The following is a 20,972-nucleotide window of genomic DNA, read 5'->3' on the forward strand; positions in this document are numbered from 1 at the left end:
TATGCAAGAGATATGTCTATTTATTATATGCAAAATCTGTCGTTTTGACAAGTTCAAGCATAATTAGGGCAATTTTTATCTGGCTTTAAGGTTTAGAGCTGTTTTGGGGACTTTTTTTTCAGCTAACGTTCAGAGGAGCTTTGATAATCTCCATTACTTGGAAGTATTACTCATTCTCTCAGAAGCTCCTTCTCAGACTAAGAACTTATCATATTGGGAGGAAATCAAATTTTTGATATCATGCGAAATGTTCGCGATCCAATCTTCTTTCATCCGGTCCAGCCTTTTCTGTTTCCCTCAGCCGCCGAATATGAACGATGACCGTGTTGTCATAACCGAAGGATTCCTCCCCCCACACTTGATCGTACAGGCTTTCCTTGCTTATAATTCGGTTCGGGTGTTTCAGCAAATAGCTAATGTGGCCAAGCTCTCTCGGTTTGAGCTCGATGATTTCGCTGTTTTTCATCAGTTCAAATTTTTGTTCGTCTAACTCAAACGGGCTTTAATCCGGTAAGCCACTTCCTTCGGACTGAACGGCTTGGTGATGTAATCGTCACCGCCTATGGCTTTCGATGGCACTTGCTGGCATTGCCGGTATATTCTTTTGTTTTCTCCTTACTTATCGGCGTGATTTTCGGAATGATGCCTGCGAATAAAACCGCACGACTTCGCCCCATTCATGCACTACGTAACGAATAGTTAATTCAAAGTCAGCTGTCAAAGTCATTATTATGACTGGGGCAGCTTTTTTAACATAACAGAACGCATATTTTAGGGGTTGAGCTGGGTATCATTTACGAAGGCGTTGGGTAATAGGATTTATGGATTTGAATATAGATAAGGCAATAGGCCCATACCATAATCATTTAAATTCTTATTATTGAGATTTATTTGAGGAAGCAATTGCTCTATAAGTAGGACGTCCTATATACTTGTTGTACGACAAACTGCGATCCACACACAATTTATCTTTCCCAAGCCTCATTTCCCACTATGTTAGAACACCTCTTTTTCACTTAATCACTCTCAACAACTTTACCTAACAAAATAACACACCTGCCACAAATGGATGTTCCGCAGGTTATACGTTAGCAGCAATAAGATTTTTTAATCATCTTATGCGGGGAGAAGATGACCGTGGCTGGATTATTCGATATCAAAGTAACACGCAAACTAATCTTTATTTTTGCTGCGATCTCCATTCTGCTGACTGGGATTAGTGTAGCTTCTTTACTCTATCTAAATCAGACCATTAACAGAATCTCAGATTCTTTATATGAAGATGTATTTGAGAACTCTGAGCTCATATTGAGTGCTGATCGTGATTTATATCAGGGCGCAATCGCTCTGCACTCCTCAATGAGCTCGAACCTCACTGAAGCTGAACGTGATCAGTTCATTCAGGAATTTAAGGTCAATAATCAACAAGCAGAAGAACGGGTAAGTCTAGCGGGTTCAGACATCAAATCTATCAACAAACCCTACAGCGGTATGAAGCAAGCAAATAATATACTTACTGAATTAGAGAACAAGCTCCATGCCTTCGAAACGTCCTTAGTCATATGGAAGAGCACAGGGGATTCATTGATAGCTGAACGGATGCAGATTGGATGGGACCCCGATTCTTATTATGCTGTAAACCTGAACATGCAGTTAAATGAAGTTAGAACTCATCTAGATCAATCAGAAGTCCTGATAGACAAATACGCCTTGCAAGTAACAGATGGGTTCCAAGATAAAAAGAACGCGCTCTTCGCGCTATACTCACTGGTCTTCTTTATACTGCTTCTAGTTATTATTTATCTTGGACGAAAAATCATTTGGCTCAAGAATGAAATGCTGGAGGAAAAAACACTCTATCAGCTAATTGGTGAAACTATGTCTGACTTTATTATATTGACTGATCCTAACGGGTTGATCCTGTATAGCTCCCCTTCACATTCAAGTGTTCTCGGCTATGTTCCTAAAAAGGGTGACCCTCTATCCAACTACATTCGCGAACCGGAGATTGCTTGGGCTAAACTAAAGAGTGTCGTACAAGGAACCCCTCGTATCTCAGAGCTACGAATGCGGGGATCTGAAGGGCAATGGGTATGGCTGGAAACGAAGGTCTCACCTGTTCGAGGAAGTAGTAATTTCCCAGCGCAATTTATGTTAGTGTCCCGTGAAATTACACAACGGAAGCAATACGAAGAACGATTACATAAGTTAGCCTTCTATGATCACTTAACCGCGATCCCCAACCGGGCTCATTTCAAAATGTACATGGAGAATCTCATTAACCAACCGGAAGAACGGAGAAAGAATATTGCACTCGCACTGCTGGATTGTGACAGATTCAAACAGCTAAACGATACCTTAGGACATCTGGCTGGAGACGAATTTCTCCAGCTGCTCTCTCGCGAGCTTTTGCAAACGGTCAAAGGTGTAGGTCAGGCGTTTCGGATAGGCGGTGATGAATTTGCGGTGGTACTGCACCGATTCACCTCTCCAGAAATGTTAGATGAAATGCTGCAGCGGTTGCTTAAGCTATTCAACAAATCTTGGTCTATTGACAATGGATCTAGCTTCCACACCTCCGCAAGTATTGGCGTAGCTCTATTTCCTGAACACGGAAGCAGTATTAATGAACTTCTGCGTGCCGCCGATCTCGCTATGTATCTTTCCAAAGACCATGGAGGAAATGAAGCTAATCTCTACTACGAGCTTTTGGATGTAGGATTATCCAATCTGACCATCGGGAACCCATAAGAACAACAAAAAGAGCTGGTCCGGGGTAACTAAACCCTGAAGCAGCTCCCTTTTATTCTTTTAACTGGTTAACTGTAGATGATCATCTGAGATTCCATCATTCTCCTGATCACGATCTATAACCATGACCTTGATAAGCTTGTCATCTTTGGAACAATCAATGAAGCGATCGCCATCCCCATCTTTCTCTTCCCAGTCATTAAGTCGTAATATATACCCGATAGAATCGGTATCTGGCAACACCTCAATTCGTGCAACTGCACGCCCATCCTCCATATACCGAAAGTCGCATTGTCCATCCTGAATTCCTGTATCCCAAACCCAAAGATTCCAGCCCTGATAATTTCCATCTGGCCGTTCATAGTGTACTTCGATAATCTTGGACCGTGGTGCTGGTTCACCACATTCATCATAGAGCACCATCATCGACAAGCCTTCAATTTCTACCTCACTATCTGCAGTCTTTCGGAATGCTTCTGTCCCCGCTCGGGTATGATCCACTACCACGTTCCAACCATTATTAGCTTCAGGAAGAGACAACCTTACTCGATCATTATTGGCATTAAAAATGACTATTATATTGTTCCAAAGGTCGCCACCTGCATGATTACTAAGCAGGTACGACACTATACCACCATCACAGCGCAGAAATTCCAGCGAACGCTCAATTTCCTGCCGACCATGTAGACGAAATGCTGGATGTGTACGCCGCAGTTCGATCAAGCCTTTATAATATTGAAATACAGGCTTAAACACACTCTTCATATTCCAGCGGATCGCGTTAATCATATCACCGCTACGATAGCTATTATGATCTCCAAATTTACTACGCAATAGCTCATCACCAGCGTGCAGAAATGGAATACCTTGTGATGTCAGGATGATTCCGTTAGCAAGCAAGGAACGGCGTACGGTTTCATTGCTAAGAATATTCCCAAGATCTACATTCAGGTATGGATTAGCCCGTGAAACGGCATCCTGAAATCCCCCTTGAACGGTAAGCACCTTATCCCACAAATTCAAATTGTCATGGGCGGTTACATAGTTCACAGATTCCACAGGGGAGTCCGTAAATTCGTGGATAGCTCCTTTGATTCCGGAAGCAATAGCCCCTTCTTTGCCGTATTCTCCTGTAATGAAGCCCCTTCCCCATCCATCACTATCTCCTTTGATTGCCGAACGAAAGTTATCGTTGAAGACGGCATATCCTTTCCCCCGCTGCACACCTTTTAACGTCTTTGTTGCTAGCGGAGAATCTCCTCCTGTCCAAGGTTCTCCATATAACAGCAAATTAGGATTCACTTCAAGTCGAAGCTCTTCCGTTATTTCACGCATGGTCACACTGTCCATCAGACCCATAAGATCAAATCTGAAGCCATCAATATGATACTCCTTAGCCCAGTAAAACAACGAATCCTTAATATATTTGCGTACCATCGGACGCTCTGTCGCTAGCTCGTTACCAACTCCCGAGCCATTAGATAAACGTCCCAAGTAGTCACGGCGATAGAAGTAATCTGGCACAAGCGGCTCGAAGGGCCCCTTTTCCACAGCGTACGTATGATTGTAAACCACATCCATGATCACCGAAATTCCACGACTATGCAAAGCCTGAACCATTTCTTTAAATTCGCGAATTCGCAGCTCTGGATCGGTAGGATCGGTGCTATATGATCCTTCTGGTACGTTATAATGCTGAGGATCATAACCCCAATTGTAGTCGGTATGTTCTATTGAAGAACCCCGCTTCATTACACTTAACTCATCTACGGTCTGGAAATCGAACACAGGCATCAGATGTACATGGGTGATACCCAATTCAACCAGATGATCAATACCTATTGCATTTCCTTCCGAATCCCTTAATCCACATTCGGTAAATGCTTTGAATTTACCCTTATAGTACATGCCGGAGCTCTCATGTGAGGAGAAGTCACGCACATGCAGCTCGTAAATAACCGCGTCAGCAGGATGCTGCAGTGGAGGAGCAACGTCCTGCTCCCAACGCTCAGGATTGGTCTCCCCCAAATCAACGATTGCTGTTCTTGAACCATTTGCCGATACGGCTGTTGCATAGGGATCTACTGCTTCCGACACATTTCCATCAGCATATACAACACGGTACATATAATATTTCCCTTTTAAATCACCTGACAACTTAGTCTGCCAGACTCCACCGTCCTGACGCTGCATATATATAATACGCCCACTATCTGTAGAACTCGAATCAAATCCAATGTTAAGTTGATTTCCATCCGTATCGTACAACACTAGAGATACAGCAAAAGCAGTAGGTACCCAGACTTTAAATACACTGTACTCCACCGAATACGTCAAGCCCAGGTCTTTGCCTTCATAGATCTCCAACATTAATTCTGTATTTATAACATTTTTATTCATGAGTTAACACCATCCTATGGCTCCCTGCTTAACTTATAGGGATGCTTATAAGTCCAAATATTTCCAAATACGATCATATTAATACTTGCACAGCTCTGCAAGTCGATAAAGGAGTATAAACTTTCTATACTATTATATGTAAGACATACTTACAGGTTTGGGTTTCTTACCGACTTTATGCTCATCACTATTACTATCGGCATAGACATCTGCGCAATAAAGCAAATAAAAAGTGAATTTAGTTATTTTAAACGGAGTATAACGCTCACGTATGTACATAAGCCAATGTACGAAATAAAATAATCGATATAAACACAAAAAAACCGACCTCCAAACATCGGAAGTCGGTAATAGTAGTTGGAACGTTATAAAACGCTTAAACGGAGTAATGCATATGGAAATAATCAATTAGTGATGCTTTGAACAAGTGCAGCTACTTCTTCAGCAGTGCCCAGTTGCAGTGCTTTTGCAGCCAGTTCCTTCATGTCGGCAGCCGACAATTTAGAAATTTGACTACGTGCTGGCAGAATTGATGTTGCACTCATACTGAATTCATCAAGCCCAAGACCTAGTAAGAGTGGAATCGCTGTTGCGTCTCCAGCCATTTCACCGCACATTCCTGTCCATTTACCTTCTGCGTGTGCTGCATCAATTACATTCTTGACCAAACGAAGGATGGCCGGATTGTAAGGCTGATACAGGTAAGACACCCGTTCATTCATACGGTCAGCAGCCATTGTATATTGGATAAGATCATTCGTACCAATACTGAAGAAATCAACTTCTTTTGCAAACTGGTCAGCCAGTACAGCAGTGGATGGAATCTCAACCATTATGCCGAGCTGAATGTTGTCAGATACTTCCTTGCCTTCTTCACGAAGCTTCGCTTTCTCTTCAAGTAGAAGATCACGGGCTGAACGGAATTCACCAAGTGTGGCGATCATAGGAAACATAATGCGAAGATCCCCATGAACACTTGCTCTTAGTAAAGCACGCAGTTGCGTGCGGAAAATATCCTGGCGATCCAGACAAAGACGAATCGCACGGAATCCTAAGAAAGGATTCATTTCCTTTGGAAGATCCAGATAAGGAAGTTCTTTGTCGCCACCGATATCAAGTGTACGTACGACTACCGGTTTGCCTTTCATATTCTCAAGCACAGTACGATAGGCGTTATATTGAATTTCTTCAGAAGGCAGCTTGTCGCGGCCCATGTATAAGAACTCAGTACGATACAAGCCAACACCTTCGCCACCATTCTCAATCACACCATTAACATCGTTTGGTGTACCGATATTAGCAGCTAGCTCCACATGCTTACCATCTGCAGAAATCGTTGGTTTATCACGAAGTTTCTTCCACTCTGCAATTTGCAAGTCGTAAGCTTCCTGCTTGCGAACGTACTCTGCCACTTCTGCTTCACTAGGATTAATAAGAACGTCTCCGTTCAGACCATCGACAATCACTAGATCCCCAGAATTCACTTCTGACATGACATTCTTAGTTCCAACAACCGCTGGAATTTCCAAAGAGCGTGCCATAATCGCTGAGTGGGACGTACGTCCACCAATGTTTGTTGTGAAGCCTTTAACATACTTACGGTTTAGCTGTGCTGTGTCAGAAGGCGTCAAGTCCTCAGCGATAACGATAACCTCTTCACTGATTTCTGCAGGACTAACATAATGAATACCCAGCAAGTGGTTCAGCAGGCGTTTGGTCACATCACGCATGTCAGCAGCACGTTCCTGTAAGTAAGCACTCTTCATGTTTTCGAACATTTCAATGAATTGTGTAGCTACTTCGTTAAGTGCATAGTCCGCGTTAACCGATTCCTGACGAATTTTATCAATTACGGGATTAATCAGCTCAGGATCCTCAAGAATCAGCAGATGGGATGCAAAAATCTCTGCTTTCTTCTCTCCTAGTTCTGCTAAAGTACGCTCTTTAATGATTTGCAGTTCAGCACTTGATTTAGCAAGCGCGTCATTCAACTTAGCGACTTCTGCTTCAGGATCACTGATAGTAGTCTTCGTAATTGTATAATCCGGATGTTTCAGGATAAAAGCACGGGCTACTGCAATCCCTGCTGAAGCCGCGATTCCTGAAATTTTACTCATGGATTTCCCCTAGCCCTTCTTTAATCATTACTTCAGTTAGTGCGTTCAGAGCTTCAGCTTCCTCGCTACCTTCAGTAATCAAAGACAAAGTGTCCCCAGCTTCAAGACCCAATGACAATACGCCAAGGATAGATTTCAATGTAACTTTTTTGCCTTTTGCTTCTGCATAAGCTTCTGTACCTTTGAATTTCGTAGCTGTATTTACCAAGGCAGTTGCCGGACGTGCGTGAATTCCATCTTCATCAATAATTCTGAATGTGTTTTGCATAATATTATCCAACTCGCTTTCTTTAAATAGAATATTTTTAAATTTATAGTGAAGGCTTCGCTCCCTTTAATGTATAAAGGAAGCGCCGCCCTTGCACTTTTACTGAATGGTAATAATATCCTTATCCCCAATAGATACCTTGCCTGGCTTCTTCAAGGTTACGGAAGAGCCTTCTGGCAAATTAGAGAAAATAACAGGAGACATTACAGATGGTGCATGTGCTTTTACATATTCTAAATCCACTTCCATGATCGGCTGTCCAGCAGCTACAAGGTCGCCCTCTTCAACTAGAACTGTAAAGCCTTGACCTTTAAGCTTAACTGTATTAACCCCTATATGAACGAGCACTTCCTTGCCTCCATCGGACATAATGCCGATCGCATGCTTACTCGGGAACACATTGAACACTTTACCGTAGACCGGCGAAGCAATCTTCCCATCATCGGATAGGAATGCAAAACCATCACCCGTCATTTTTTGGGAGAATACTGCATCTGGAACCTCAGTGATATCCACTAATTCACCATTTATCGGAGAGACGATATCTTCTTTGATAATCGCTTCACCTGCTTCACCTGCCTGCTGTTCTTCTTCAGGCTGTGGCGTAACCGCAACCGGCGTTGGTGCAGGTGTCTTCCCGCTAATTACATCTTGAATCTGCGATTTTATGGTATCGGAACGTGTGCCGAAGATCGCTTGAATGTTATTACCCACCTCGAGTACACCTGATGCACCTAACTTCTTCAGACGAGTCTTATCCACGCCAGATTTATCTTTAACCTCCACACGAAGGCGGGTAATACAAGCATCCAGATGAGCGATGTTCTCTTTACCACCCAACGCAGACAAGATGTTTCGTGGTAAATCATCACCCGTCTTAGAAACTGCTTCTGTGTCAGTATCTTCAACTTCATCTGTATCTTCCTCACGACCCGGAGTCATCAGATTAAACTTCCGAATAACAAAGCGGAATCCGAAGTAGTAAATTACGGCAAGAGCAAGACCTACTGGAATTACAAGCCACCAAGCCGTACGGTTCGGGATAATACCAAAGAGCACGTAATCAATAAAGCCTCCCGAGAAAGTCATACCAATCTTGACATTAAGGATGTGCATGGTCATAAAGGACAAACCAGCAAATACAGCATGTACCGCGAACAGCAATGGAGCCACGAACAAGAACGAGAATTCGAGCGGCTCAGTAATCCCTGTCAGGAATGAAGTCAATGCTGCGGAAAGCATCAAACCTCCGACAAGTTTTTTATTGTGAGGTTTAGCTTCATGATAGATGGCCAAAGCAGCTGCTGGAAGACCAAACATCATGAAAGGATACTTACCTGTTGTAAATGTTCCTGCTGTGAATTCTACGCCATCACGAAGCTGCTGCATGAAGATCCGTTGGTCACCACGAACCAATTCTCCGGCTTTATCAACATAGGTACCAAATTCATACCAGAACGGAGAATAGAAGATGTGATGCAGACCAAAAGGAATCAGCGAGCGCTCGATTGTTCCGAAGATAAACGCAGCGAGCGTTTTATTCGTATCAATCATACTTTGTGATACATAGTTCAGACCGTGCTGAATTGGCGGCCAAACTAAGGTCAATGCCAAACCAAGAATCAAAGACGTTACCGCTGTCATGATCGGAACGAAACGTTTACCTGCGAAGAAACCCAGGTAGGATGGAAGTTCAATTTTGAAGAATCGTTTGTACATGGACGATGCCAATATACCGACGAGTATACCTCCAAATACCCCCGTTTGCAGTGTTGGAATTCCTAAGACGCTAGCATAGGAAAAATCGCCTTGGCTCAGGACATAATCATTGACGCCAATTACAGTACCCATCGTAACATTCATTACGAGGAAACCAATAATAGCGGCTAGACCAGCAACACCCTCACCACCGGATAAACCGATGGCAACACCCACGGCAAATAGTAAGGATAGATTGTCAAATACAATTTGCCCTGAGTTCATCAATACGTTCGCAATTGCCTGAACTACATCGTTCTCCAGTGCCGGAACGTATTGTAGAAAATCGGGGTTTACCAGCATGTTTCCTATTCCAAGGAGCAGACCGGCTGCTGGCAGTATGGCTACTGGGAGCATTAGCGCTTTACCGACTCTTTGTAAAACGCCGAACAGCTTTTTGAACATTATGGTCACTTCCTTTCATTATTCACATTTTCAGTAAAACAGATGCCAAAAAAGGCATGAGCAACACAGCATAAAGGTTGTTATCTAACGCTAAGGTTAGATTACCCCAAGATGGGGACTAGCAACCAAAATACTGTAAATCACTCATGCCTGATCGAATCAGTTACACGCTTGGTATTCTGTTTTAATTAGGACACGGATATTGTAGCACCGTTTTTTTGAAGTGACAAGCTTTTTTTGAAATATTAGAAAGTATTAGTTTCACATTTTACTTTATCCTTATATTTCTCGCTTCGTCTCCATATCCAATTCATCCTCTTTCTTCTGAGCAAGACGTTGCAGGTGAACTGTCAAATAGCTGACCTCTGCTGGATACACAGGAATTCGCACTCTGTTCTCGATAACCTTAGTTAATTGCCAAGCCAAGGTATACATTTCGGGATACTCTCGTTTCATAAGACCATCCAACGTAGAAGTCTCCCTTACCGATTCTCCACGGCGCAGTCTTTCTAGAACAAATCGTAAATGAGTCACCAACCGCGAATAATCAAGTGAATCACGAGGAATTCGATATTCGAGGTTATTCTCTACGATTCCGATCAAATCCCCAATCAAAAGAGAATGCTGTCTGACCTCGGAAATTTGTCTATTACTCAGCGCGCTAACGATATGAAGTGCCACAAAACCCACCTCATCTACAGGCAATTCCACACCCATGCCTTCATTAATCCGCTCAATTGCATACTCTGCCATCTTATACTCTTCAGGATAAATTTCCTTAGTCTCATACAGAAACGGATTATGAATAGGGATATCTTGTTCATAACGCCGTATAGCAAATGAGATATGATCAGTGAGTGCAATATGAACATGCTCATTAAGTGGTTGACTACTGCTATGCATAATATATAACAAAATTTCATGTACAATCTCAATCAACTTCTCTTCGACTTGGGGAAGAAGCTGTTTATATTGTTCTTGCTCTTCCTGGCTGCGGAGAATAAACATCTTTTCCACAGAGGATAGATTAATCTGATCATGTAGTTTCCGATTAAACCCTATCCCTTTGCCAATCACAACAACCTCCGAATATTGGGGATGGTCCGCAATGATAACGTTGTTATTTAACACCTTTGCTACAGTTATGCTACTCATATTTGCCACCTCTTTTATCTCTAAACACCTGACTTCCAAGCAGCAAATGCAACATGAAACGGTACGATTAAAAAACTCTCATTACCATCATATCATCAACATTCCGATATTAGAAGAACACGCTGCGTTCTATTTTACCCGAAAGGTTCGGCTGGAGAACTTGTATACCAAGGTCACTGCAATAACCATATAAGCAATTGTTCCCGTCAGCACAACTAGTGTAAAAATTGACGATGCTTTTGGGAATCCGATACAAGCCACGCTTAGTCCTATTACAATGCTGTTGACGATAAAAAAGAATGGATTCTTCATATTAAGCTCTGTGCTGTAAGGTTGGAATATATAATACATGAACAAGTGGTGCACCGAGAAGAACAAGGAAAGACAAAGAATCGTTACCCAAAAAATCACCGCATCCATCAAACCCCAATCTGCACCAGAGAGCAGAAACAGCAGAGTACATGCTAAACATATAGCAAAAGCAGGAATAAGATTAAATCCACTCAATTTAATAAGACGAATCTTAAAATTGTCCAGAATTGCAGCTTGGTCACGATAGAATCCATAGCGTAATAAGCTCAGATCACAATTGTAAAACATCGCTTTGCACACTCGCTCACCTATAGAGGTGTAGTTCATAATGAATACGAAAAAGGGAAGTCCACCAAGCAGATAGGTTGTAAACTTGGACGAAGTCTCCGGCGAAATAAGCATAATTAGGATACCCACTATAAAGAGCACACCTATGATGGTTAAACGTCTCTGGATGGGTTGAATCAACAAGCGTTTATGCCTGGAGAAAAAAATAGCATTCAGGTAAGCGTAACCCGTCTTTCCTTGAAATGCTTTACCCTTAAGTTCTTCCGACGAAAAGTCCTTCTCCTTGGTCTGGACTTCTGCCACTCTCGCCTCTTTCATCATCCGGTTCATGTCCAGCAGTGGATCATCTATCTTGGTAACGACATCAACAGCGCTGCGATAGTTAGGATATTTCCCAATATACACAGCTGTAATGCCTCCAAGTACAACGATCACAAGGCTCACTGGGACACTAAATCCGGTCGCATCATTTACAATAGCGTTCCCTAGATAAAGGGGTAGATAGGCAAGTAAGCCACCTAGTCCAATCACCGACCATACCCAGCTCATCTTTTTAACTAACACAATTCCTTTTTTGTCAAAAAACAAAAGATTCAGCGCCTCGGTGACTATTCTCCAGGCCGTTAACAGTAGTGTAAGCCATACGCCATGCCACAATGGTGCTCCAAAAATTCCCGCAAACACGGTTAATGCCGGTATAAAATAAATAAAGAACGTTAGCCCTTTAAGCAAAAGCGTAGCATGCATATACTGTTTAGCCGGAATCCTCATTAGCTTCACACATATATATTTGTCCCGTTTGGGCTCTAATATAAATACATTCGAAACTGCAGCCACTATAAAGCTCAGAATTATAAAGATATGTAAGAACAATGCATACTGCTCAGCGAGCGGTAATTCTTTGTGTATAAGAACAATTGGCAAATAGATCACAATTCCCAAATAAGCGAATTTATTTAAAAATCCCCACAGTACCTTCAGCACAACTACAATTCCAGCGAAGACCTGTTTTAGTAAAATGTTAGAGTAGATATCCCCTTTTAAAAGTTTGCCAAGAACAGGCAGCTTTTTGAAATAGTAAATCAACCGATTGGCTCCGGACGAGCCTCTAATCCTCTGGATGCTGCGAAGTGTACTAATCATTGTTACCATCCTGAAGTAAAGCTATAATCTGCTCCTCAAACTCCGGGCTTTGTAAGGTCTCACGTGGAATTTCTTGAAGGGTTCCATGATTTAGAATAACCAACTCATCGCATAAATCGGCGGCCAATTGTAAAATATGTGTAGAAAAAATAATGATGTGATCCTCCTTCATCTCACGCAGTAGCTTCTTAATCTCAAGCGCCACAACAACATCAAAAGAGGTTAAAGGCTCATCCAGTAAAATCAATGGTGGGCGAGTAATGATAAAGCAAAGCATTTGAATTTTATTCTTCATCCCGTGGGAATAACCCTTAATCAGTCGGTGTCGATCTTCTTCCTCAAACTTAATAATGGAAAAATAATCTTCGATGCTTTTATTCGGATCGATCTTCTCACGGTTAATGTCCATATAAAACTTTACAAACTCATACCCTGTCAGAAACTCAGGCAAAATGGGTAGAGAAAACACATAGCCGATGTCCTCGTCACGAAGTTGACGGGTACTATCCTTCTCACCAATAAAAGCAGCGCCGCTATCCATTTGGGTCTCACCACTCAGACAATTAAAAAGTGTGGTTTTACCTGCTCCATTCCGTCCGAGCAGTCCGTAGATCTTCCCTCTTTCAAAGGTGAAATCTGCACCTTTAATCACCTGTTTACCATCGAAGCTTTTATGGATATGATCTAAAATCAGTTGCACGCTAGCGCACCTCTCCTATTCTATAGCTAAGACATAAAATAGAGTAAGCCCGGTAGCAATTACCGAGCTTACCTTAAGTTAAATCCTTCTATAGTTATTGTTAAAACTAGTCTTCAGGTTGCTCAGCCACAGAAGTTGAAGCTTTGCTTACTCCCCCCGATACTGCTGGAGGTTGAAGGGAAGCTGCGGGTGCGGCTGGAACTGACTTACTTCCAGACGCCCCTGAGGATCTGCTCGTCAACCCTTTGATCAGAGCCTCTACGTCAATCCCAGAGACGCTCTTCAGCATCTCAGGAGCCGTAGACATCAACTGAGTTACATAGTTGCTGACACGTGCCGCACCTTCACCATTACCGGTATCTACAACGGTAAGCTTATCAATGGATGCCAGCGGCTTAGCAATTTGTCCAGCCAAATCAGGCAGCATTTTGACGATGATATCGAGCACCGCTGCTTCGCCGAATTTCTGGAACGCTTCCGCCAGTTTCTCTTTTGCTTCTGCTTCCGCTAGACCACGCAAACGGATAACTTCGGCATCCGCTGTACCTTTAGCCAGCTCTGCATCCGCCATCGCTTGACCTTCAAGACGCTTCTGTTCAGCTGTTGCTTTGGCCTGCGTTTCGATACTGTATTGTAAGGCATCAGCCTCACGCATTCTCTTCGCCTTATCGGCTTCCGCCGCCTGCTCTACTGCGTAACGATCCGCTTCTGCTTTTTTCTTCACTTCGGCATCATACTGCTTCTCACGAACCTGAATTTCTTTAGCTTGCAGATCGATTTCGCGTTCCTTACGTACCAGCTCAACCTTCATCTGTTCTTCAACAACGGTTTGCTTTGCACGCGCCTCTTGAATATGATAAGCCTGGTCGGCTTCCGCTTTCGCTGTATCCTGATCCCGTTTAAACGCAGCCACCTTAAGCTGGTTTTCCTTGGAGGCTTCGGCGATATTCGTATCCCGTAGCAGCTCTGCTTTTTGCCCTTGCTCCTCAGCGTTTGCCTTTTGAATTCTCGCATCACGCACAGCTTCTGCTTCAGCGATTTCTGCGTCCCGCTTCACTGCAGCAATCCGTGGCTTACCTAACGCTTCCAGGTATCCATGTTTGTCTCGTACATCCTTGATGGTAAAGGAAACAATCTGCAGACCCATTTTCTTAAGATCACGTGCCGCCACACCTTGGACCTCTTGTGCAAAACGGTCACGGTTACGGTATACTTCCTCAACGGTCATGGAACCGAGTATTGCACGTAAGTGCCCCTCAAGCACCTCTTGAGCTTCACTCTTCAGCGCCTCAATCGGTTTCCCCATGAACTGCTCAGCGGCCGTTGCCACGTCTTCAGTGGAACTGCCCACCTTAATAATCGCAACCCCGTCAGCAATTACTGGTACACCTTGCTCGGTGTATACTTCCGGAGTTGTCACATCGAGTTTATGAGAAAGGAGTGACATAAATTCAGCCTTCTGAAATACTGGGAGGATAAACGCACCGCCACCACGCACAATTTTTATTTTACGACCAGATCCATCGTCGGAAATATGATTGCTCCCTAAAAACGAACCGGTTACGATCATCCCTTCATCTGGTCCTACCGTTTTGTAACGTGCCCAAAATGCGATCCCAAGCACAAACAGAACAGCGACGACAACAGCAGGAATTAATAAATAATCAGGAATACCGAACATTAAAGATCCTCTCCTTTTCTCTCCTCAAATTCTGATACCACTGCAACGCCATCTCTAACTTCCACTACAACAACCTTAACGCCTGCCGGGAGAAGCTCATGATCAAAGCTTGCTGCCGTATGTAGACTATTGCCAGCACCAAACTTCACCATAACCTCACCATATCCTATAGCAGGAACAGGAACCGTGATTTCCCCGATTTTACCGGGCAATTCACTCATTGAGAAACCATTCGACATTTCACTTTTGTCCATGGGCTTAACCACTCCTAGATACATAAGTACACCCAGAAAGGCAGCGGTCAACAAGGACAATGCGGCGATAGCCCCAGCTTCCAGATTGCTGTAACGGGTAAGAAGAATACCCGCTCCGCCAAACACGGTTACTCCTCCTGCTAGAACGGTGGGATTCAGAAAATCTACGGATACGAAATCAAAGACTCCATGCAATGCATCTCCGATCACATCACCCACCAGGACGCTGACTATGGCAAATATGACGCCTAGCGCCAAGCAGCCTAAATACAGCGTTTGCATATTCACTTCCTCCTGTCTTCATTCAGGACTGTCATAATACTTTAAACGAATAAAGTAGGTCATTGGTTTCACAAACTTTGGATATTTAGCCAAATCCGTTCCATTTAGAGACGGAACATGTTCACGAGTCCCTTTTTTTTTGACAACGAAAAAGGATTGTCAAAAAAGCAATGTATAGCATGAGGAGCTAATCACATTAGACCCATACACGCAAAGAAGCGATTCATCCATAGCTGGAGAATCGCTTCTTTGAAGAATCTATTTACAGAGCCATTTTGTAAATTTCAACTACATCTTCACGGTCAAGCTTGCGGAAATTACCAAACGGTCCGAAACGAACCGCCTTATCAGCCATATTACCGATCTCGCTGTCATCAATATCATAATCAGCGAGTGTCTTAGGCGCACCTATGGAATCCCAGAAGCTACGCAGAGCTTCAATTCCTTCCATCCCGATTTCCTTATCGGTCTTGCCCGCAGGATCAATACCAAACACATTTACAGCAAGCTTGCGGAAACGGGCAGGATCAGTATCAAGATTATATTTCATCCATTGCGGGAATAGAATTGCCAGTCCTCCACCATGTGGAATATCATACACGGCCGAAACTGCGTGCTCGATGTTATGAGTCGCCCAATCTCCAGCAAACCCCATGCTAACCATACCGTTAAGTGCCATTGTACCGCAGTACATGATCGTCTCACGCAGCTCGTAGTTATTCAAATCTTCAACAAGCTTCGGTGCGTTTTCGATCACAGTACGCAGCAAAGTCTCACAGAAGCCGTCTTGTACCGGTGTGTTGCCATCGGTATGGAAATAATGCTCCAAAACATGAGACATGATATCCACCATGCCGTAGACCGTCTGATCACGTGGCAGAGTAAAGGTGTTCTCCGGGTCAAGAATCGAGAATGCTGGAAATGCATGAACGCTGCCCCAGCCCATTTTTTCCTTAGTCACTTCGTTTGTGATTACAGAGCCGCTATTCATTTCTGATCCAGTAGCTGCCATCGTCAGCACTGTACCAAGTGGGAGAGCGTCTTGAGCGGCTGCCTTACGTTCTACAAAGTCCCACATGTCACCTTCATATTTCGCTCCAACAGCGACTGCTTTAGCGCAGTCCAACACGCTACCGCCGCCTACAGCGAGGATGAGGTCGATATTATGCTCGTGACACAGATCTACACCTTTATGTACGGTGGAAAGGCGTGGATTCGGCTCTACGCCTGAGAGTTCAGTTACCACAGCATCTATTGCGCTCAGCTCAGCCATTACCTTATCGTACAGACCGCTACGTTTGATACTTCCGCCACCGTACATCAACAATACATTCTTGCCGTACTTAGGAACCTCAGTCTTCAAAGCTTCCAGCGTACCCTGTCCAAAAATCAACTTGGTAGGATTATAAAATTCAAATTTACGCATATGTGTAAACCTCCATTAGTTACTTCATAATGTTTTTCTCACTCGTATTATAAACCTCTAAATAGCTGCATTCAAATGGAGTAGCTTCAGGCCACATAAAAAAGGGGATGTTCTTAAGCCCATAGGCTTGAGGACATCCCCTTTCCAAACTTACATCACGCCGAAGCTCTTCACGAAACGACGGAAAGCGCTTTGCCCTTCCGGAGTCCGTTTATAGACACCCGCGTGTTCAAGAATATGTGTAAACTTGATGCCGACTTCGTTCTGCACAATCTTGACGGCTTCTTCATGCTGTAATGCCGTGCCGAAACGCTCTACAAGCTCCTGAACCCAAGCAGCATGCTGCGCAAGTGGTTGACTAGGATCGTTCTTCACCGCTTCTAATAGCGCTTGATCTCCTGCAAGGATGCTCGCAATAGAATCGAGCTCTTCCTTCAGACGACCTGGCAGAATTGCGAGTCCCATAACCTCAATCAAGCCAATATTTTCTTTCTTGATATGGTGCATCTCCCGATGGGGATGGAAAATCCCTTCAGGATATTGCTCGTTAGTCCGGTTATTACGCAGCACAAGATCCATCTCAAAGCTGCCATCTTCCGCCCGGCGAACGATTGGAGTAACCGTATTATGAGGCTGCGCTTCACCGTCAACTTCGCTGAACGCTAACACTTCTGCCTCAGGATCACTATAAGCCTTCCAAGCTTCATAAAGTGCATTTCCACACTCCAGCAATACCGCAGGATCTTCACCATTCAAACGTAATACGGACATAGGCCATTTTACGATATTAATGCTTACACCCGGATAAGATGCATGCGCGAAGGTATCTTCCTTAGGTGCTTTCTGAATAGGGAATGTGTGACGTCCACCCTGAAAATGGTCATGTGTCAGAATCGATCCGCCAACAATCGGCAAGTCTGCATTTGAGCCAATAAAATAGTGCGGGAAAGATTCCACGAAGCTAAGCAGCCGCTTCAAGGTATCCTTGGTAAGCTTCATCGGCACATGATCATGATGGAATACAATACAGTGCTCGTTGTAGTAAACATATGGCGAGTATTGAAAGAGCCATTTCTCATTATTCAGCTGAAGTGGAATGACACGCAGGTTCTGGCGCGGCGGATGATTAACCCGTCCAGCATACCCAACATTCTCACGGCACAGCAGACATTTTGGATAGACCGGCGGCGGGAGCAACCGGGCCATAGCAATTTCCTTCGGACTTTTCTCAGGCTTGGACAAATTGATTGTCATCTCGATGTCACCGTAAGGCGAATCTTGCAGCCAGTAGACATTCTTGGAAATCCGGTCCATCCGGATATAGTTGGAATCTATGCTTAATTTATAAAAGCGATCTGTAGCCGCGGAGATGCCTTTTTCAGCAGCTAAACGATTGAACTCCGCATTTACGTCTGATGGACGGGCCATTAGGAGCCCCATAATCTTGGCATCCAGCAAGTCACGGTAAGTGTCGCTATTCTCTGGAATCAATCCGATTTCAAAACCATAATCAATCAGCGCATCCAGTGGAACCTGTGGACCTGTAAGTGGACTTTGATCGACCTCGCCAACGAACGGCTCACTAAATCCGAACTGATCTAGCAGCACATTACGGCTATAATCTTCATCTGATGGTGCAATGAGCTGCTCGCGCAGTGCGAACAGAACAAGCTGCTCAATCGCATGTAGTGCTTTCTGGCCAGCAGGCGTAACCTTATTCTCGTTGTGCATTTTTAATTCTCCTTAAGTAGGATCTCAAGCTCATGTCGAGTTAAAGCCCTTATTCTCCGTATCCTTGCGGATTGGCAGAATGCCAGTTCCAGGCGCTTTGAATGATATTTTCCAAATCAGCGTGCTGAGGGTTCCAACCAAGGATAGAGCGCGCTTTGTCGGAGGAAGCTACCAGAACTGCTGGATCTCCAGCACGACGTTCTTGAATAACTACAGGGATTTCTAGTCCTGTAACCTTCTTCGCTGTTTCAATCACCTGTTTCACCGAGAAGCCAAGTCCATTTCCCAAGTTGAAAATATTACTGCTGCTTCCGCTGCGCAGATAAGTTACTGCACGAACATGGGCATCAGCCAGATCGCTAACATGAATGTAGTCGCGCACGCAAGTACCGTCTTCTGTAGGGTAGTCATCTCCGAACACGGCGATGCTCTCCCGTTGCTTCAAAGCGGTTTGCAATACCAGCGGAACCAAGTGACTTTCCGGACGATGATCTTCACCGATTTTGCCACTCGCATGTGCACCTGCAGCATTAAAGTAACGAAGCGCTACATATTTGATGCCCAGTACTTTATCAAACCAAGCCATCATGCGTTCCATGGTCAGCTTAGTTTCGCCGTATACGTTTGCTGGCTCGGTACGGTCTGTTTCTTCAATCGGCACCTTTTCCGGTTCACCGTAGGTCGCAGCTGTGGACGAGAATACGATTTTGTTCACGCCGGCTTTTTGCATAGCTTCCAAAAGGCATTGTGTACCGTATACGTTGTTGTCATAATACTTTACTGGGTCCTTCATGCTCTCACCAACCAAAGAACTCGCCGCGAAATGAATGACTGCCTCAATCTCATTCTCAGCAAACAGCTTACCAAGTAACTCCTTATCGCGCAGATCTCCTTCGTACAGCTTGCCACCCAGTAGCGCCTCACGATGTCCTGTTAGCAGGTTGTCGATGACCACCACTTCTTCGCCGCGATCCAACAGCTCTGCTACAGTATGAGATCCAATATACCCTGCTCCACCTGTTACTAAAATTGCCATCTGATTACACTCCCTTCAATTCTTGAACACCATTACCGATGCCGCAAACGTAGAACTCACCAACCAAACCAGATCTTGTGGTATATGCCTCGCCTACTTCACGAATGAAACGTTCTACATCATCTTCATGTACCAAGGATACCGTACAGCCACCGAAACCTGCGCCAGTCATACGGGAACCGAGTGTACCGGGAATACGCTGTGCTTCTTCAACCATAATATCTAGCTCTTCACAGCTAACTTCATACAAATCACGCAAGGAAGTATGTGAGTCATTCATGAACTGTCCAAACTGCTTCAGATCATTGTTCTTTAAGACCTCAACGGATTCTAGTACACGTTGATTCTCTTCCACAACATGGCGAGCGCGGCGTCTAACAATTTCATCTGTGATTTTATCTTGATGTGCTTCAAATTGTTCACGATTGAGCTGTGCCAGATAAGCTAGCGAAGGAACTTCTTTTTGCAAAATAGACAAGGCCTCATCACACTGCTGACGACGCTCATTGTACTTGGAATCTACAAGTCCTCTGCGTTTGTTCGTGTTGCCGATGACCAGTTTGTAAGCACCCGTGATGAAAGGTACCAGATTATATTCAAGCGTATCGCACATTAAGAGGATTGCATGATCTCGTTTGCCATTAGCAACTGCGAACTGATCCATAATTCCGGAGTTCACACCTACGTACTGGTTCTCAGCACGCTGAGACAATAGTGCAATCTCAACGGTATCCGTGTCGCCGCCTTCGAGAGTTAGGAACGCATAAGCAGTCACGACTTCAAGAGAAGCCGATGAGGACAAGCCTGCGCCATTCGGAATATCACCATGGAACAGTAGATCGTAACCTTTGGATACCGGAGTGTTTTTCTTCTCCAATTCAACCATTACTCCAACCGGATAGTCGATCCATTCCCCAGTTTTGGCCTTGCCAATTTCACTATAATCAATAGATGCTTCATAAGGAAAATTAGTAGATGCAAAATTCACTTTGCTGTCACTGCGTGGACGCACAATCAAAGTTGTACCGAATTCCAAAGCTGCGGGCAGCACGTATCCACCGTTATAATCCAAGTGCTCTCCAATGAGATTGACACGGCCTGGAGCATAAAATACTTGGGCCTCTTGCTCGCTTACCCCGTACTTTTCGATGAATTTCTTTTTAAGTTCCTGTGTGCTCATTAATGCCACTCCATCCTTTCGCTGCTTCAGCCAGTGGAAATTAGTAAAGCGTTCTTTATGTATTCATTATAATAGAATCAGTCAT

14 protein-coding genes and 2 pseudogenes are annotated in these 20,972 nt (G+C 44.0%); 2 read left to right on the forward strand and 14 right to left on the reverse strand.

Annotation, left to right across the window (positions count from 1 at the left end):
- Window positions 1-238: 238 nt before the first annotated feature.
- A pseudogene (locus UQ64_RS32280) lies at window positions 239-591 on the reverse strand (response regulator transcription factor); the annotation flags it as partial.
- 3 nt (window positions 592-594) lie between these two features.
- Between UQ64_RS32280 and UQ64_RS32285 the strand changes: the two are divergent.
- Window positions 595-699: pseudogene (locus UQ64_RS32285) on the forward strand (hypothetical protein); the annotation flags it as partial.
- A gap of 438 nt (window positions 700-1,137) precedes the next feature.
- Complete coding sequence (locus tag UQ64_RS19940) at window positions 1,138-2,751, forward strand: diguanylate cyclase domain-containing protein (RefSeq protein WP_060625239.1); 1,614 nt, start codon at window positions 1,138-1,140, stop codon at window positions 2,749-2,751.
- A gap of 60 nt (window positions 2,752-2,811) precedes the next feature.
- Here UQ64_RS19940 and pulA read toward each other — a convergent pair whose 3' ends face one another.
- The 13 genes from pulA to UQ64_RS20005 form a co-directional block, all read right to left on the reverse strand.
- The gene (gene pulA, locus UQ64_RS19945) at window positions 2,812-5,151 is read right to left on the reverse strand and encodes a type I pullulanase (RefSeq protein ID WP_060625240.1); all 2,340 of its coding nucleotides are present in this window, start codon (window positions 5,149-5,151) and stop codon (window positions 2,812-2,814) included.
- A gap of 404 nt (window positions 5,152-5,555) precedes the next feature.
- Window positions 5,556-7,268 carry a phosphoenolpyruvate--protein phosphotransferase gene (gene ptsP / locus UQ64_RS19950; RefSeq protein ID WP_060625241.1) on the reverse strand — a complete coding sequence of 571 codons (1,713 nt, stop codon included), beginning with the start codon at window positions 7,266-7,268 and terminating at the stop codon, window positions 5,556-5,558.
- Window positions 7,261-7,536, reverse strand: a complete 276-nt coding sequence (locus UQ64_RS19955; RefSeq protein ID WP_060625242.1) for an HPr family phosphocarrier protein — start codon at window positions 7,534-7,536, stop codon at window positions 7,261-7,263. The genes ptsP and UQ64_RS19955 overlap by 8 nt, the downstream gene beginning before the upstream one ends.
- 99 nt (window positions 7,537-7,635) lie before the next feature.
- On the reverse strand, window positions 7,636-9,699 hold the full coding sequence (gene ptsG / locus UQ64_RS19960; RefSeq protein WP_060625243.1) for a glucose-specific PTS transporter subunit IIBC: 2,064 nt from the start codon (window positions 9,697-9,699) through the stop codon (window positions 7,636-7,638).
- Between the two features lie 279 nt (window positions 9,700-9,978).
- A complete protein-coding gene (gene glcT, locus UQ64_RS19965; protein WP_060625244.1) occupies window positions 9,979-10,854 on the reverse strand; it encodes a glucose PTS transporter transcription antiterminator GlcT in 876 nt (291 codons plus the stop codon).
- 129 nt (window positions 10,855-10,983) lie between these two features.
- Window positions 10,984-12,606 (reverse strand): hypothetical protein, encoded by a 1,623-nt coding sequence (locus UQ64_RS19970; protein ID WP_209445847.1) that lies wholly within the window; start codon window positions 12,604-12,606, stop codon window positions 10,984-10,986.
- Window positions 12,590-13,297: an ABC transporter ATP-binding protein gene (locus tag UQ64_RS19975; protein WP_060625246.1), complete on the reverse strand. Its 708-nt coding sequence runs from the start codon at window positions 13,295-13,297 to the stop codon at window positions 12,590-12,592. The genes UQ64_RS19970 and UQ64_RS19975 overlap by 17 nt, the downstream gene beginning before the upstream one ends.
- Before the next feature lie 106 nt (window positions 13,298-13,403).
- A complete protein-coding gene (locus UQ64_RS19980) occupies window positions 13,404-14,978 on the reverse strand; it encodes a flotillin lipid rafts scaffold protein FloT (RefSeq protein WP_082651219.1) in 1,575 nt (524 codons plus the stop codon).
- The gene (locus tag UQ64_RS19985; RefSeq protein ID WP_060625247.1) at window positions 14,978-15,514 is read right to left on the reverse strand and encodes an NfeD family membrane protein; all 537 of its coding nucleotides are present in this window, start codon (window positions 15,512-15,514) and stop codon (window positions 14,978-14,980) included. Before UQ64_RS19985 ends, UQ64_RS19980 begins: the two co-directional genes overlap by 1 nt.
- A 262-nt stretch (window positions 15,515-15,776) precedes the next feature.
- Window positions 15,777-16,940, reverse strand: coding sequence for an iron-containing alcohol dehydrogenase (locus tag UQ64_RS19990; protein WP_060625248.1), 1,164 nt, complete (start codon window positions 16,938-16,940; stop codon window positions 15,777-15,779).
- A 150-nt stretch (window positions 16,941-17,090) separates the two neighbouring features.
- Window positions 17,091-18,671, reverse strand: coding sequence for a UDP-glucose--hexose-1-phosphate uridylyltransferase (locus UQ64_RS19995; RefSeq protein ID WP_060625249.1), 1,581 nt, complete (start codon window positions 18,669-18,671; stop codon window positions 17,091-17,093).
- Window positions 18,672-18,720: 49 nt separating this feature from the next.
- Entirely contained in the window at window positions 18,721-19,707 is a 987-nt protein-coding gene (gene galE, locus UQ64_RS20000; RefSeq protein ID WP_060625250.1) for a UDP-glucose 4-epimerase GalE, read from the reverse strand.
- A gap of 4 nt (window positions 19,708-19,711) precedes the next feature.
- The gene (locus UQ64_RS20005; protein ID WP_060625251.1) at window positions 19,712-20,887 is read right to left on the reverse strand and encodes a galactokinase; all 1,176 of its coding nucleotides are present in this window, start codon (window positions 20,885-20,887) and stop codon (window positions 19,712-19,714) included.
- Between the last annotated feature and the right edge of the window lie 85 nt (window positions 20,888-20,972).

Origin of the sequence: Paenibacillus etheri, assembly GCF_001012825.1 — a bacterium.
GTDB classification, from domain to species: domain Bacteria; phylum Bacillota; class Bacilli; order Paenibacillales; family Paenibacillaceae; genus Paenibacillus_AQ; species Paenibacillus_AQ etheri.

Bases quoted from the DNA above. Each gene is read 5' to 3' on its own strand.
- glcT (WP_060625244.1), bottom strand. From the start codon at position 10,854: ATGAGTAGCATAACTGTAGCAAAGGTGTTAAATAACAACGTTATCATT.
- pulA (WP_060625240.1), bottom strand. From the start codon at position 5,151: ATGAATAAAAATGTTATAAATACAGAATTAATGTTGGAGATCTATGAA.
- galE (WP_060625250.1), bottom strand. From the start codon at position 19,707: ATGGCAATTTTAGTAACAGGTGGAGCAGGGTATATTGGATCTCATACT.
- ptsG (WP_060625243.1), bottom strand. From the start codon at position 9,699: ATGTTCAAAAAGCTGTTCGGCGTTTTACAAAGAGTCGGTAAAGCGCTA.
- UQ64_RS19970 (WP_209445847.1), bottom strand. From the start codon at position 12,606: ATGGTAACAATGATTAGTACACTTCGCAGCATCCAGAGGATTAGAGGC.
- UQ64_RS19985 (WP_060625247.1), bottom strand. From the start codon at position 15,514: ATGCAAACGCTGTATTTAGGCTGCTTGGCGCTAGGCGTCATATTTGCC.
- UQ64_RS20005 (WP_060625251.1), bottom strand. From the start codon at position 20,887: ATGAGCACACAGGAACTTAAAAAGAAATTCATCGAAAAGTACGGGGTA.
- UQ64_RS19980 (WP_082651219.1), bottom strand. From the start codon at position 14,978: ATGTTCGGTATTCCTGATTATTTATTAATTCCTGCTGTTGTCGTCGCT.
- ptsP (WP_060625241.1), bottom strand. From the start codon at position 7,268: ATGAGTAAAATTTCAGGAATCGCGGCTTCAGCAGGGATTGCAGTAGCC.
- UQ64_RS19990 (WP_060625248.1), bottom strand. From the start codon at position 16,940: ATGCGTAAATTTGAATTTTATAATCCTACCAAGTTGATTTTTGGACAG.
- UQ64_RS19995 (WP_060625249.1), bottom strand. From the start codon at position 18,671: ATGCACAACGAGAATAAGGTTACGCCTGCTGGCCAGAAAGCACTACAT.
- UQ64_RS19955 (WP_060625242.1), bottom strand. From the start codon at position 7,536: ATGCAAAACACATTCAGAATTATTGATGAAGATGGAATTCACGCACGT.